Origin of the sequence: Novosphingobium sp., assembly GCF_040398825.1 — a bacterium.
GTDB lineage: Bacteria > Pseudomonadota > Alphaproteobacteria > Sphingomonadales > Sphingomonadaceae > Novosphingobium.
The window spans coordinates 12,144-25,119 of sequence record NZ_JBBATI010000026.1; the positions used below are offsets into that span (position 1 = coordinate 12,144).

The 12,976-nt window shown below is 63.8% G+C and carries 15 protein-coding genes; 1 reads left to right on the forward strand and 14 read right to left on the reverse strand.

Annotated features, from left to right (window positions below; genetic code table 11):
• Nucleotides 1-3 precede the first annotated feature (3 nt).
• The 11 genes from moaA to ABWP89_RS13020 all read right to left on the reverse strand — a co-directional run bounded on the left by moaA (nt 4) and on the right by ABWP89_RS13020 (nt 8,314).
• A complete protein-coding gene (moaA, locus tag ABWP89_RS12970) occupies nt 4-1,044 on the reverse strand; it encodes a GTP 3',8-cyclase MoaA (RefSeq protein ID WP_353229762.1) in 1,041 nt (346 codons plus the stop codon).
• Nucleotides 1,041-1,805 (reverse strand): SDR family oxidoreductase, encoded by a 765-nt coding sequence (locus ABWP89_RS12975; RefSeq protein ID WP_353229764.1) that lies wholly within the window; start codon nt 1,803-1,805, stop codon nt 1,041-1,043. Before ABWP89_RS12975 ends, moaA begins: the two co-directional genes overlap by 4 nt.
• Complete coding sequence (locus ABWP89_RS12980; RefSeq protein ID WP_353229824.1) at nt 1,802-2,176, reverse strand: dihydroneopterin aldolase; 375 nt, start codon at nt 2,174-2,176, stop codon at nt 1,802-1,804. Before ABWP89_RS12980 ends, ABWP89_RS12975 begins: the two co-directional genes overlap by 4 nt.
• An 83-nt stretch (nt 2,177-2,259) precedes the next feature.
• Nucleotides 2,260-3,153 (reverse strand): class I SAM-dependent rRNA methyltransferase, encoded by an 894-nt coding sequence (locus tag ABWP89_RS12985; RefSeq protein ID WP_353229765.1) that lies wholly within the window; start codon nt 3,151-3,153, stop codon nt 2,260-2,262.
• A complete protein-coding gene (gene thrC / locus ABWP89_RS12990; protein ID WP_353229767.1) occupies nt 3,153-4,559 on the reverse strand; it encodes a threonine synthase in 1,407 nt (468 codons plus the stop codon). The genes ABWP89_RS12985 and thrC overlap by 1 nt, the downstream gene beginning before the upstream one ends.
• A 59-nt stretch (nt 4,560-4,618) precedes the next feature.
• Nucleotides 4,619-5,233, reverse strand: a complete 615-nt coding sequence (locus ABWP89_RS12995; RefSeq protein WP_353229769.1) for an SURF1 family protein — start codon at nt 5,231-5,233, stop codon at nt 4,619-4,621.
• The gene (locus ABWP89_RS13000) at nt 5,233-5,631 is read right to left on the reverse strand and encodes a DUF983 domain-containing protein (RefSeq protein ID WP_353229770.1); all 399 of its coding nucleotides are present in this window, start codon (nt 5,629-5,631) and stop codon (nt 5,233-5,235) included. Before ABWP89_RS13000 ends, ABWP89_RS12995 begins: the two co-directional genes overlap by 1 nt.
• Nucleotides 5,601-6,425: a cytochrome c oxidase subunit 3 gene (locus tag ABWP89_RS13005; RefSeq protein ID WP_353229772.1), complete on the reverse strand. Its 825-nt coding sequence runs from the start codon at nt 6,423-6,425 to the stop codon at nt 5,601-5,603. Before ABWP89_RS13005 ends, ABWP89_RS13000 begins: the two co-directional genes overlap by 31 nt.
• Before the next feature lie 144 nt (nt 6,426-6,569).
• The gene (locus tag ABWP89_RS13010; RefSeq protein ID WP_353229773.1) at nt 6,570-7,133 is read right to left on the reverse strand and encodes a cytochrome c oxidase assembly protein; all 564 of its coding nucleotides are present in this window, start codon (nt 7,131-7,133) and stop codon (nt 6,570-6,572) included.
• A gap of 2 nt (nt 7,134-7,135) precedes the next feature.
• Nucleotides 7,136-7,381, reverse strand: a complete 246-nt coding sequence (locus ABWP89_RS13015) for a cytochrome c oxidase system small membrane protein (RefSeq protein WP_353229775.1) — start codon at nt 7,379-7,381, stop codon at nt 7,136-7,138.
• Nucleotides 7,382-7,384: 3 nt separating this feature from the next.
• Entirely contained in the window at nt 7,385-8,314 is a 930-nt protein-coding gene (locus tag ABWP89_RS13020) for a heme o synthase (RefSeq protein ID WP_353229776.1), read from the reverse strand.
• Between the two features lie 164 nt (nt 8,315-8,478).
• Between ABWP89_RS13020 and ABWP89_RS13025 the strand changes: the two genes are divergently transcribed.
• Complete coding sequence (locus tag ABWP89_RS13025; RefSeq protein ID WP_353229825.1) at nt 8,479-8,976, forward strand: thioredoxin family protein; 498 nt, start codon at nt 8,479-8,481, stop codon at nt 8,974-8,976.
• Between the two features lie 17 nt (nt 8,977-8,993).
• On the opposite strand, the gene ABWP89_RS13030 is transcribed toward ABWP89_RS13025, so the two are convergent.
• The 3 genes from ABWP89_RS13030 to coxB all read right to left on the reverse strand — a co-directional run bounded on the left by ABWP89_RS13030 (nt 8,994) and on the right by coxB (nt 12,841).
• Nucleotides 8,994-9,959 (reverse strand): alpha/beta fold hydrolase, encoded by a 966-nt coding sequence (locus tag ABWP89_RS13030; protein ID WP_353229778.1) that lies wholly within the window; start codon nt 9,957-9,959, stop codon nt 8,994-8,996.
• A gap of 132 nt (nt 9,960-10,091) precedes the next feature.
• Nucleotides 10,092-11,771: a cytochrome c oxidase subunit I gene (ctaD, locus tag ABWP89_RS13035; RefSeq protein WP_353229779.1), complete on the reverse strand. Its 1,680-nt coding sequence runs from the start codon at nt 11,769-11,771 to the stop codon at nt 10,092-10,094.
• Nucleotides 11,772-11,803: 32 nt separating this feature from the next.
• Nucleotides 11,804-12,841 (reverse strand): cytochrome c oxidase subunit II, encoded by a 1,038-nt coding sequence (gene coxB / locus ABWP89_RS13040; RefSeq protein ID WP_353229780.1) that lies wholly within the window; start codon nt 12,839-12,841, stop codon nt 11,804-11,806.
• Nucleotides 12,842-12,976 lie beyond the last annotated feature (135 nt).

A 12,976-nucleotide genomic window follows, 5' to 3' on the forward strand; every position in this document is an offset into this window, starting at 1 on the left:
GTATCAGCCACCGGTGACCGACATGTGCCGCGCCAGCGTGGGCGCGCCGCCCGGGCCGGTGATGGCAAAGGCGTGGCGTTCGGGCTTTTCCCCCATCGCGCGGGCAAACGCGGCGTTGAGCGCGGTTTCGGGATCGGGGCCGCGCAGCGCGGCGCGCAGATCAACCTGGCCCTCACCGCCCAGGCACATGTACAATTGCCCGGTCGCGGTCATCCGCACGCGGTTGCAACCTTCACAGAAATTGCCTGTCAGCGGCGTGATAAAGCCCAGCCGCCCGCCGGTTTCGGCAATATCGACATAGCGCGCCGGGCCGCCGCTGCGTTGGGCATTGGGCACCAGCGTCCAGCGTTGTTCCAAATCGCGGCGCACACCATCCAGCGGCAGGTAATGATCGAACCGGTCGCCCTCTACCTCACCCAGCGGCATCACCTCGATCAGCGTCATCGCATGGCCCTGGCCGTGCGCCCAGGCCACCAGATCGGCGATTTCGTGTTCGTTGATGCCTTTGAGCGCGACAGTGTTGATCTTGACCGCAATGCCCGCATCGCGCGCGGCGGCAATGCCGGCCAGCACCGCATCGAGCATGTCGCGCCGCGCCAATTGCGCAAACCGTGCGCGATCCAGCGTGTCGAGCGAAACGTTGATCCGCCGCACACCGGCCTGCGCCAGCGGTTCGGCAAATTCGGCCAGTCGCGTGCCGTTGGTGGTCATCGTCAATTCGTCAAGATCGGTGCCGATATGCCGGCCCAGCGCGGTGACCAGATCGACCATGTCGCGCCGGACCAGCGGTTCACCCCCGGTCAGGCGGATCTTGCGCACCCCGCGCGCCATGAACGCGCGAGCGGCGGTGTAGAGCTCTTCCAGCGCCAGCACTTCCGCGCGGGGCAGGAACTGCATGCGTTCGGGCATGCAATAACTGCAGCGCAGATCGCAGCGGTCGGTGACCGACAGGCGCAGATAAGTGATCGACCGGGCAAACCGGTCGATCAGCGGCACCACACCCGATCCGGGCGGGCCAGCATGAAGCGGAACAGGATCGATCATCGGGCCATATGCACAAAATCACGCGGGAACGATTCGAGATGCGCGCCGCCATCGACAAACAGCGTTTCGCCCGTGGTGGCACGCGCGGTCGCCAGGTGCAACACCGCATCGGCAATATCATCGGGCGCCGACAGCCGTTCCAGCGGCATCAGCGCGGTCAGCCGGTCCCATTGCGCCGGGTCATAATCGTCGGTCGGCAGCGTCAGCCCCGGCGCCACGGCATTCACGCGCAAGGTCGGCGCAAGCGCGCGCGCCATCGTCCGCACCGATGCGTGCAGCGCCTGTTTTGACAGGGTATAGCTGATCTGGTCAGGCACCGGGTTTTTCACGCGCTGGTCCAGGATGTGCACCACCGCACCGGTGCGCTGTTCGGCCGCCAGAGCCACCGCCAGCGCGCGGGTCAGAATCAGCGGGGCGAAACAGTTGACCCGAAAATGCAGGTCGAGACTCGCCGCATCCAGCGTCAGCGCGCCATCATCCTGAAACACCGATGCGCAATTGACCAGCAGCGCGGGCACCCGGCCGCCGGCAGCAGCGGCATCGGCAATCAGGTGTTCAACCGCCGCCAGATCGCCCAGATCCATCGCCAGCGAATGGACAGTTGCGCCGCGTGCGGCCAGATCGGCCACCAGCGCGGGATCAAATGTTGTCACGCGATGGGCATGCAGTGCCAGATCGTATCCGGCGCCAGCCAGGGCCTGCGCAATTGCCGCCCCGATGCGCCGCCAGCCGCCGGTCACCAGTGCCAGCGGCCGCGTCATCCCGGGCGGTGCCGGGTCAGCGTCATGCCGATGTCTTCACCCGCTTCGCTGATCGCCAGCTTGATGATCTTGACCGTGACCCATTCCACGCGTGCGTCCTGCAGGAACAGCGTTTCGGCCACATGATCGCCAATCGATTCGATCAGCGTGAAATGAACCCCCCGTGGCAGCCCGGTGGTGGCTGCGAATTTCAGGTCCATATAATTCTTGCTGCCCGACAGCGGGCTGTCCGGCGCATAGTGCGCATCGGGTTTCAGCCCGACGCTGATCGATATCCGCAACGGTTGCGGTTTGCCGGTCTCTTCCGAATAGACGCCGGTCAGGACGTCGGTTTCGATGTTGGCGACTTCAAGGATCAAACTGTCTGGCACGGCGCGGGCCTGTGACACTGTACCTGCGGTTTGTCCAGCATTCAGGGGGCGCGGCGCGGTAATCACGGTCATCATAACTTCCTTTAATCGCCTGCCCCGGACCAGCGCGCAAAGATCGCGGTGGGCAAAACGCGGCCATGTTCCCCCGATTCGGCAATCGCCAGATCGCCATGTTCAATCGTGCCGCCCAGTGGCGCCAGCGCCTCTGCCATCAGCCCGGCCAGCGCCAGCGACGACATCCGCACGGCATAGACCGTCAGAAACAGGAACCGGCTGTTGGCATCCAGCAGTTGCGCGCAATCGGCAATCAGCCCGGGCAAGCCATCCTCCAGCCGCCACACTTCGCCTTCGGGCCCGCGCCCGAATTTGGGCGGATCGAGGATAATGCCATCATAGCGCCGCCCGCGGCGCACCTCACGCGCGGCAAATTTGCCCGCATCATCGACAATCCAACGCACCGGGCGGTCATCCATGCGCGACAGCGTGGCATTGGCGCGCGCCTGCGCCACCGATTTCTTTGATGCATCGACATGCGTCACCGGCCCGAATTGCGACAGCGCCAGCGTGCCCACCCCGGTATAGCCGAACAGGTTGAGCGTGGCCGCATCATCGCGCCCGGCCAGCTGCGCGCCCATCCAGTCCCACACCGGGGCCATGTCGGGAAAGAACCCCAGATGGCGAAACGGCGTGCAACTGGCGGTAAACCGCACATCCCCGCGCGCCAGCGGCCACCCGTCGCGCGGCACCGGCGTGGTGAAATGCCAGCGCCCGCCGCCATCCTCGTCAGAACCCGGGATAAATTCGGCGTCGGCCACCCAATCGGCGTGGCGCGGCGCCCACATCGCCTGCGGTTCGGGGCGGATGAACCGGTACGGGCCATAGCTTTCCAGTTTGCGCCCGTGGCCCGAATCGATCAGCGCAAAATTGTCCCACCCCTCGCCGATCATCAACCGGGGCTGGAGCACCAGACTGGCCATCAGGCGTTGCGCGGGGTTGCGCGCGTGGTGACATATTCGCGCACTGCATCATAATCGCCTGGCAGGCGGTCATAGCGTTCGGCGCGGTCAAACAGATCGCCCACGCGATCGGGCAAGGCCGGGCGCAGCCCGATCGCGGCCTCAACCGCATCGCCGAATTTCGCGGGATGCGCGGTGGCCAGCGTGACCAGCGGCACGCCGGCGGGCAAGTCTGGCGCGGCCCGCGCCGCCTGCAGCGCGATGGCCGTATGCGGGTCGATCACTTCGCCACAGGCGTGATAGGCCCAGCGTTGCGCCGCGATCATGCCCTGGGCATCGACGCGCGCGCTGGTCAGCCAGTGCGCGGCGTGTGTGGACTGGGCGTTGGTCAGGTGCAGTGCACGGGTCTTTTCAAACTGCGCCATCTGCGCTGCCAGCGCGGCACCATCGCGCCCGCCGGCATCGAACAGCAGGCGTTCGAAATTCGACGACACCTGGATATCCATCGATGGCGCGGCGGTGGGCGTGACCGACCCGGCGGAATAATCGCCGGTCGACAGCGCGCGGTGCAGGATATCGTTGATGTTGGTGGCGACGATCAGCCGTTCGATCGGCAAGCCCATCTGCGCGGCAACGTGACCGGCGAACACATCGCCAAAATTGCCGGTCGGCACCGAAAACGCCACTTTGCGCTGCGGTGCGCCCAGTTGCAGCGCGGCCGCGAAATAATACACCACTTGCGCCATCAGCCGCGCCCAGTTGATCGAATTGACCGCGGCAATGCCGAACCGGCCGGTGACCGCGGTGTCGTTGAACATCCGCTTCACCATCGCCTGGGCATCGTCAAAACTGCCGTCGATGGCGATGTTGTAGACATTGGGCGCCAGCACGGTGGTCATCTGCCGGCGCTGCACATCGCTGACCCGGCCATGCGGGTGGATCATGAAAATATCGACCTTGGCACGGCCGGCGACCGCGTCGATCGCGGCCGAACCGGTATCGCCCGAGGTCGCGCCGACAATCGTCAGATGGTCATCGCGCCGGCCCAGAAATTCTTCAAACAGCAGCCCCAGCAATTGCAGCGCGACATCCTTGAACGCCAGCGTGGGGCCGTGAAACAGTTCCAGCAGCCAGTGCTGTTCATCAAACTGTTTGAGCGGGGTCACCGCCGGGTGCGAAAACCGGCCATAGGCGGCGGTGGTCAGTTCCAGCAGCCGATCGGGCGTCAGGCTGTCACCGACGAACGGCTGCATCACCCGCTGCGCCAGTTGCGCATAAGGCAGCCCGGCCATCGCGGCGATCTCTTCGGACGAAAACCGTGGCCAGCTTTGCGGCACATACAGCCCGCCATCGCTGGCCAGGCCCGCCAGGGTCACCCCTTCGAAATCAAGCGCGGGCGCGCTGCCGCGTGTGCTGACATAGATCATCGCCAAACCCCGTGTGATGCACCCGCGCGCCTAGCCGCCAGCGCCGTGCATGGCAACCGTCAGCGGCGGCGCAGCGCCAGAGCATAGATGATCAGCGCGGTCGCAGCGAACAGGAACCACTGCACTGCATAGGACAGATGGTTGTTGGGGATCGTCGCGGGATCGGGCCGGGCATTGGCGGCCAGCCCGGCCAGCGGCGGATCGGCGATGATATGCCAATCCAGATTGTGCGATGTTGGCCCGGCAGCCGGCAGCACCACCCCCGATTTCGGCCCCGGCACCGCGACGCCAACAATGGCACCGCCCGCCCATTGCACCGGGACGATGCCCAGCGACCAGCCGATCACCACGGGCACCACCGTCGTCACGCCGTCAGCCTGGTGGCGGCACGTGACCGCGTGCACCCACCCCGAACGCCCGGCAGCGTTGGACCCGCCCACCACCTGGTCGGGGCCGGGCGCGGGGCAATCCCACACCACATGGCGATAGGCGGCATTGGCGGGCATCGTCGCGCCCGCAATCGGCAGTGGTGCGGGCATCGCTTCGGCGGCGGCATAGCGCGCCAGGATATCCTGTTTCCACGCCAGCCGGCGCAATTGCCACATGCCAAAACCGATCATCGTGGCCACCGCCAGCAGGACCAGCAGCGTTGCAAACACAGGCGGACGACGCATCATTCAGCTTCCCTGTTGATCCGGCTGGTCAGCCACGCGACCTTTGCCAGCCGCATCGCAGCCACCACCACCAGCGCGACCAGCGGCGGCCAGATCAGCGCGTGCAGCCATAGCGGCGGCCGCAACGTTTCATCCAGCCACAGCGCGGCACAGACCAGCCCGATGATCAGCGGTGCGATCACCACATACAACCCGCGCGGACCCAGCTCGTGCGATGCAAATTCGCACCCGCACAGCCGACATTTTGGGGCAAACATGGCCGGCGCGGCAAACAACCCGGTCGCGCCGCAGCGGGGGCACAATGCGAAAAGGGCAGCCCGGACGATCCCGGGCTGCCCTGCAATGGACGAAGGTTCGCCGGCCGGCTTCACTCCACTGTGGCACCCCAGTTGCCCCATACGTAGATTGCCACGAACAGGAACAGCCAGACCACATCGACGAAGTGCCAGTACCACGCCGCCGCTTCGAAACCGAAATGCTGGCGCGGGGTGAAATGCATCTGATAGGCGCGGATCAGGCAGATGATCAAAAAGATCGTGCCGATGATCACGTGGAACCCGTGAAAACCCGTCGCCATGTAAAACGACGAACCATAAGTGTGCTTGCCAAAGGCGAACGGCGCATGCGCGTATTCATAGGCCTGGATCATGCTGAACAGCGCGCCCAGCACGATCGTCGCCCACAGCCCCAGCTTCATGTCGCGGCGGTTGCCGGTGACCAGCGCGTGGTGCGCCCAGGTCAGCGTGGTGCCCGAACACAGCAGGATCAACGTGTTGAGCAGCGGCAGGTCGAATGCGTTCATCACCGCTTCGACCGCCTTGGGCGGCCACTGGCCGCCGATCACCTCGGTCGCGATTTTCGACGGGAACAGCGAAAAATCGAAAAACGCCCAGAACCAGCCGACAAAGAACATCACTTCTGACGCGATGAACAGGATCATGCCATAGCGCTGGTGCAGCTGCACCACCGGCGTATGATGCCCCTGGTGCGCTTCGTTGATCACCTTGCCCCACCACGAAAACATGGTGAGCAAAACCCCGCCCAGCCCGAGCAGCGCGATGGTCACGCCGCCCGGCAGCGAATGCATGTACAGCACCCCGCCGCTGGTCATGGTCAGCGCCGACATCGCGCCGACAAACGGCCAGATATCGGGCGGCAGAATGTGGTAATCGTGGTTCTTGGCGCCGGCCATGATCGTCTAAATCCCCCGAAAAATCAGGATTGCAGTTGGTGGAAAAGCATATGCCCCCCCAGCGATTGGCCAGACGCTTAGCGAACCTGCGTCAGCCGGTCCAGCCGGTATTCGCGCCTTAACACGGCTTTTTGAGGGCCAAATTCACCCTTTTGCGTCGGCGGCCGGCAAGAAGGTATAGGACAGCGTGATTTCATCGACACTGCGGGCGTTGGCGTCTTTCAGCATGTCGGGATCGACGTAATAGATCACCGGCATGCGCACTTCCTGCCCGGCCTCAAGCCGCTGGTTGTTGAAACAGAAACACTGGATCTTGTGAAAATAGGCGCCGGTTTGTTCGGGCGTGACGTTGAACACCGCGTGGCCGACGATCGCATGATCACTGATGTTCTTGGCATAGAACACCGCCATCTTGCGTTCGCCGATATGGCCATCCTGCGTCACCGCTTCGGGGCGGAACACCCATTTCATGCCGGGGGCGACATTGGCGTCAAAGCGGATGGTGATCGGGCGACCGGTGGCGCGCACCCCCGCTGCCTGTTCTGCGGTCGATCGCTGGGTGGTGCCGTTGAACCCGGTTGCCTGGCAAAACAGGCGATACAATGGCACCGAGGCATAGCCCAGCCCCAGCATGGCCAGCGCCACCGCGCCGGCCATCAGCCCGACCCGGCGGTTGGCGTTGACGATGCTGCCCGGCTGGGTGGCCATGGTCAGTGCGTTCCCGTTGGGGCCGCCGTGGCAGGGGCGACTGGCGCGGCAGCGGCGGACACTGGCCGATGGCGCGCCGCCTCTTCACGCAGTTTGACCAGCGTGATCGCGAAAAACAGGATCACGATCAGCACCAGCACCACCGCCAGCGCGCGGCTGCGCGATTGCTGACGCGCGCGATAGGCCGCCAATTCGGCCGGGGTCATCGGGCGCGGTGCGGGTTGCGGGGGCGTCACAGGCTGCGACATGGCTCAAACTCCATAAGCGGTGGCCACGCGGTCAACCACCAGCATGGCAAACAGGATAAACAAATACAGGATCGAATAGGCGAACAGCCGCTTTTCCGGCTTCATCGTATCGCCCTGATCCGCCCTGTGCCGCAGGCCGACTTTGGCCGACAGCGCCACAAACACCAGCCCCAGCGCCAGCGCCGCCATGCCATAGACATGGCCGGTATAGCCCAGCCACCACGGCAGCAGCGTCAGCGGCAACAGCACCACGGCATAGGCCAGGATCTGCAACCGCGTCGACCGTTCACCGGCAACCACCGGCATCATCGGAATACCGACTTTGGCGTAATCGGTCTGCACAAACAGCGCGAGTGCCCAGAAGTGCGGCGGGGTCCACATAAAGATGATCAGGAACAGCAGCACCGGCATCAGCGTGATATGCCCGGTGACCGCGACCCACCCGATCAGCGGCGGAAACGCCCCGGCCCCGCCACCGATCACGATGTTCTGCGGGGTGCGCGGTTTCAGCCAGACGGTGTAGACATAGGCATAATAAAAGATCGATCCGGCCAGGATCGCCGCCGCCAGCCAGCCGATCGCCAGCCCCATGGTCACCACCGACGCGCCCGACAGGAAAAAGCCGAAATCACGCGCAGAGGTCGCCTCCATCCGCCCCGACGGCACCGGGCGATGGCGCGTGCGCTTCATCCCGGCGTCAAGATCAGCCTCCCACCACATGTTGAGCGCGGCGGAACCGCCCGCCCCCACCGCGATGCACAGGATGGCGGTAAACGCCAGCACCGGGTTGAGCGATCCGGGCGCTGCCAGCATGCCGCATACCGCGGTGAAGATTACCAGCGTCATCACGCGCGGCTTGGTCAGCGCAAAAAAATCGCGCCAGTCGGCATCGAGCGCCAGGGCGGTCGGCGTTGGGGGGGTGGCAGTGTTCACAAGGGCGCCCTATAATGACGCTTGGCACGCAGGGAAAGCGAAAGCGGTGCCCAGGTCATGGCTGGCATTGGTGCAATTTGGGGCTATGACAGCAATTAAACCCAATCAAAATGATGGAGAATAGTCCCGTGAACCGCTTTTCGCACCGATTCGCCACCGTTGCCATGGCCGCGATCGCGCTGGCGGCGGGCATTCCGACCGCACGGGCCGGCGTGCCCGCGCCGCAAATCGGCATAACCAGTTTTGAACAGCTGGCCCAGCCGCTGCCGCTGCCCTATGACACCACCGCCAATGCCGACCGCGCCGTGGCCGAGGCGCGCCAGCGCGCGATTGCCGGGCACAAGCTGCTGCTGATCGATCTTGGCGGCAACTGGTGCCCCGATTGCCGCATTCTGTCGGGCACCATCGAAACCCCCGCGCTCAAACGCTTTGTCGCCAGCCATTACGAGCTGGTCACGGTCGATGTTGGCCGGTTTGACAAGAACGGCCAGATCCCCGCGCACTATGGCGTGACCGGACGGTTGCAGGGGGTACCTTCGCTGCTGGTGATCGAACCGCGCGCGGATAAGCTGATCAATGCCGGGCACACCGCGGCACTGGCCGATGCGCGTACCATGACCCCGCAGGCGCTGGCCGACTGGCTGGCCAGCTGGCTGAATTGATCCGCGCGCAGGCCTGATCAATCCAGCCGACCAAGCCAGTCCAGCAGCAGGCGTGTAACCTCTTCCGGGCGCTCCTGCTGGGTCCAGTGCCCGCAACCGTCCAGCATGTGGCCTTCGACCCCGGGGGCGAAGTGCCGCATCATCGCCACCGGATCGGTAATCTGGCCAAACAGCGTGCTGGCGGGGTCGCGCGTCCCGCCAATATACAGCGCGGGGGCATCGAGCGTGCGCCCGGCAAATTGCGACAGCCAGGCGAAATCGGCTTCGTGGTTGCGATAGCGGTTGAGCGGACCGCGCAGGCCTGATCCACCGAATTCGGCAGCGTAAAAATCCAGATCGGCCTCGGTCAGCCACGCGGGCAGCGCGGGCGGCATGGGCAATCCATCCAGCAGCAGCGCATCCACCGGCTTGGGCGCCCAGGCATCGGCCGGCGCCTCACCCCCGATCGAGGTCAGGAACAGCGTCAGGAACCGGCGCAAATCGGGCTCCAGCTCCGCCTCTGCCCGGCCTGGCTGCTGAAAATACTCCTGATAGAAAAACACGCCCTGCGACGTGAACTTTTCGCGAAAAATGTCGGTGAACGGCCGCGTTGGCATGCCCGCAAACGGCACCGACAGCCCGGCCACGGCGCGGAACAGATCGGGGCGCACATAGGCGGAATTCCACACGATCGGCGCGCCCCAATCGTGCCCAACTAGAATGGCGGGAGCATCAGGCGACAGCACGGCTTTCAGCCCCACCAGATCACCAACGAGGTGCTCCATGGCATAGGCACCGACATCGTGGGGTTTATCCGACCCGCCATAACCGCGCACATCGATCGCCGCGACGGTAAACCCGGCTGCGGCCAGCGGGCCGATCTGGTGCCGCCACGAATACCAGCTTTCGGGAAAGCCGTGGACCATGATCACCAGCGGCCCGCTGCCTGCGACTGCCGCGCGCAAGGTTACGTCACCGACATCGAAATGCTGCAGTTCAGGCATTACGCAATCCCCCATCGGCTGTTAACCGACCACTTAACAGTTTCGCTGACGCATGGAAACAGACCCGACCATGCAAAACACCCCGACCGCAAGGGCCGGGGTGTCTGGTATTCCAATTCTGCGCGTGGTCGATCAGTGCGTTGCGGCAGCGTCGATCACCGGCAGCGTTTCAAACTGGTGGAACGGCGGGGGTGAGGACAGCGTCCATTCGAGCGTGGTCGCGCCTTCGCCCCAATAGTTGCCCTCTGCCTTGCGGCCGAACATCAGCGCGTAGCCAATGTTGATGAAGAACACGACCATGCTGACCGACATCACCATATAGCCGATCGTCGCCACTTCGTTCCAGTGTTCGTACACCGGCGCGTAGTTGGGGATGCGGCGCGGCATGCCCTGCGTACCCAGGAAGTGCATCGGGAAGAAGATCAGGTTCACGCCGACGAAGAAGATATAGAACTGCACGTGCGACAGGAATTCGCTGTGCCAGCGGCCGCTCATCTTGGGGAACCAGTAAAAGAACCCGGCGAACAGCGAGGTGACCGCACCCAGCGACAGCACATAGTGGAAATGCGCCACCACGTAATACGTGTCCTGCAGGTTGTCATCGATGCCGCCATTGGCCAGCACCACCCCGGTCACACCGCCGACGGTGAACAGAAAGATGAACCCGATCGCCCAGACCATTGGCGATTTGAATTCGATCGAACCGCCCCACATCGTCGCGATCCACGAAAAGATCTTGATGCCGGTGGGCACTGCGATGACCATCGTCGCGGCGGTGAAATACATCTTGGTGTCGACGTCGAGCCCGGTGGTGTACATGTGATGGGCCCACACGATGAAGCCCACCACCCCGATCGCGACCATGGCATAGGCCATGCCGAGATAGCCAAACACCGGCTTTTTCGAAAAGGTCGAGATGATCTGGCTGATGATGCCAAATCCGGGCAGGATCATGATGTAGACTTCGGGGTGGCCAAAGAACCAGAACAGATGCTGATACAGCACCGGATCACCGCCGCCGGCCGGGTCAAAGAATGTGGTGTGGAAATTGCGATCGGTGATCAGCATGGTGATCGCCGCCGCCAGCACCGGCAGTGCCAGCAACAGCAGGAACGCGGTGACCAGCACCGACCACACGAACAACGGCATGCGGTGCAGGGTCATCCCCGGCGCGCGCATGTTGAAAATGGTGGTGATGAAGTTGACTGCACCCAGGATCGAACCCGCACCCGCGAGGTGGAGCGAGAAGATCGCGAAATCGACTGCCGGCCCGACCGAGCCGCTGGTCGACAGCGGGGCATAGACCGTCCAGCCGGTGCCGGCGCCATTGCCAACGCCGCCCGGCACGAACGCCGAAAACATCAGCGACAGGAACCCGGCAACCGTCAGCCAGAACGAAATGTTGTTCATGCGCGGAAAGGCCATGTCGGGCGCGCCGATCATGATCGGCACGAACCAGTTGCCAAACCCGCCGATCAGCGCGGGCATGACCATGAAGAACACCATGATCAGGCCGTGGGCCGTGATCAGCACGTTCCACAGGTGCAGCTGCTGGTCAAAGCTGGGGTTCTTTTCACCCAGAAACGATGCCACCGCACCCAGGTACTGGATACCGGGGTGCATCAGTTCCGCACGCATGATGCCCGACACCGCACCACCGATGACCCCTGCGAAAATCGCAAAGATCAGGTACATCGTGCCGATGTCCTTGTGGTTGGTCGACATGAACCAGCGCGCGAAAAACGCCGGCTTGTGATCGTGCGCATCGTGATGCGCGTCGAAGGTTTCGTGATCGGCAGGAATACTGGCCATGAAAATGCGACCCTTGATCTGAAAGTGTTACGTCAGGCGGCAGGCTTGGCAGTGGTGCCAGACGCTGCGGCGGTCTTGGCCGCAGCGGCAGGCGCGCCTACCGTGCCGCCCTGGGCCTTTACCCAGGCTTCGAACTTGGGACGGGGCAGAGCCTCGACCACGATCGGCATGTAACCGTGGCGAACACCGCACAGTTCCGAACACTGGCCATAATAGACGCCCGGTTCGTCGATATGCATCACGCGTTCGTTGATCCGGCCCGGGATCGCGTCAAGTTTGAACCACAGCGACGGAACCGAGAACGAATGGATCACATCCGAACCGGTGGTCTGGATGCGGATGTCTTCGCCGGCGGGAACGACCATGCGGTTATCCGCGGCCAGCTGCGGCATTTCACCGCGCTTGATCGCATCATCGTCCGACAGGATGTTCGAAATCACTTCGAAACCGCCGTTGTCGGGATAGCCGTAACCCCAATACCACTGGTACCCGGTCACCTTGACCGTAACCGCGCCCTTGGCCGGCGCCTTGTACTGATGCGCCAGCAGGCGGATCGACGGGACCGCGATCACCACCAGGATCAGCACCGGCAACAGCGTCCACACCACTTCGATCATGGTGTTGTGGCTGGTTTTGGATGCCACCGGATTGGCACGGCGGTTGAACCGCGCCACCACATACATCAGCAGGCCAAGCACAAGCAGAGAAACCGCGGTGATCACCGGCATCAGCAAAGCGTTGTGCATCAGCAGCGCTTCTTTGCCGGTGGGGGAATACTGGTCCTGAAACCCATAGGCGCCCGCAGTCGGCTGCCCTTTGCCCGGGGTCGGTTTCATCGGCACATAGGCATCGGCAGCGGGGGTAACCGCCTGCTTGTCGGCGGAAACCGCCGCGACCGGGGCTGCGGGGGTGGCGGCAGGCACATCGGCTGCCGCAGCGGGGGCGTTCGCCGCCACGGCGGCAGGTGCGGGCTGTGCCAGCACCATGGCCGGGGCCAAAAGCAACGCCGCGGCGATTGCCGCCTTTGCGAAAGCCTTTGCCACGACACGGGAATTTTCGGCCATGATCATTGTTGGAAGGTCCGTCCCTCGTTGCACATCGGTCTGAAAACGACCCTTGCGCGCATGCAATGCGTGTGGTGTCATCGGTATGATTGGACGGTCCTATACGCGCGGGATTTAGTCGGCTCAAGCACTTAGACAGGC

Excerpts from the sequence above, each read along its gene's own strand:
- moaA (WP_353229762.1), bottom strand. The coding sequence starts at position 1,044 with ATGATCGATCCTGTTCCGCTTCATGCTGGCCCGCCCGGATCGGGTGTG.
- ABWP89_RS12975 (WP_353229764.1), bottom strand. The coding sequence starts at position 1,805 with ATGACGCGGCCGCTGGCACTGGTGACCGGCGGCTGGCGGCGCATCGGG.
- ABWP89_RS12985 (WP_353229765.1), bottom strand. The coding sequence starts at position 3,153 with ATGGCCAGTCTGGTGCTCCAGCCCCGGTTGATGATCGGCGAGGGGTGG.
- thrC (WP_353229767.1), bottom strand. The coding sequence starts at position 4,559 with ATGATCTATGTCAGCACACGCGGCAGCGCGCCCGCGCTTGATTTCGAA.
- ABWP89_RS12995 (WP_353229769.1), bottom strand. The coding sequence starts at position 5,233 with ATGCGTCGTCCGCCTGTGTTTGCAACGCTGCTGGTCCTGCTGGCGGTG.
- ABWP89_RS13000 (WP_353229770.1), bottom strand. The coding sequence starts at position 5,631 with ATGGGGCAACTGGGGTGCCACAGTGGAGTGAAGCCGGCCGGCGAACCT.
- ABWP89_RS13005 (WP_353229772.1), bottom strand. The coding sequence starts at position 6,425 with ATGGCCGGCGCCAAGAACCACGATTACCACATTCTGCCGCCCGATATC.
- ABWP89_RS13010 (WP_353229773.1), bottom strand. The coding sequence starts at position 7,133 with ATGGCCACCCAGCCGGGCAGCATCGTCAACGCCAACCGCCGGGTCGGG.
- ABWP89_RS13015 (WP_353229775.1), bottom strand. The coding sequence starts at position 7,381 with ATGTCGCAGCCTGTGACGCCCCCGCAACCCGCACCGCGCCCGATGACC.
- ABWP89_RS13025 (WP_353229825.1), top strand. The coding sequence starts at position 8,479 with ATGGCCGCGATCGCGCTGGCGGCGGGCATTCCGACCGCACGGGCCGGC.
- ABWP89_RS13030 (WP_353229778.1), bottom strand. The coding sequence starts at position 9,959 with ATGCCTGAACTGCAGCATTTCGATGTCGGTGACGTAACCTTGCGCGCG.
- ctaD (WP_353229779.1), bottom strand. The coding sequence starts at position 11,771 with ATGGCCAGTATTCCTGCCGATCACGAAACCTTCGACGCGCATCACGAT.
- coxB (WP_353229780.1), bottom strand. The coding sequence starts at position 12,841 with ATGATCATGGCCGAAAATTCCCGTGTCGTGGCAAAGGCTTTCGCAAAG.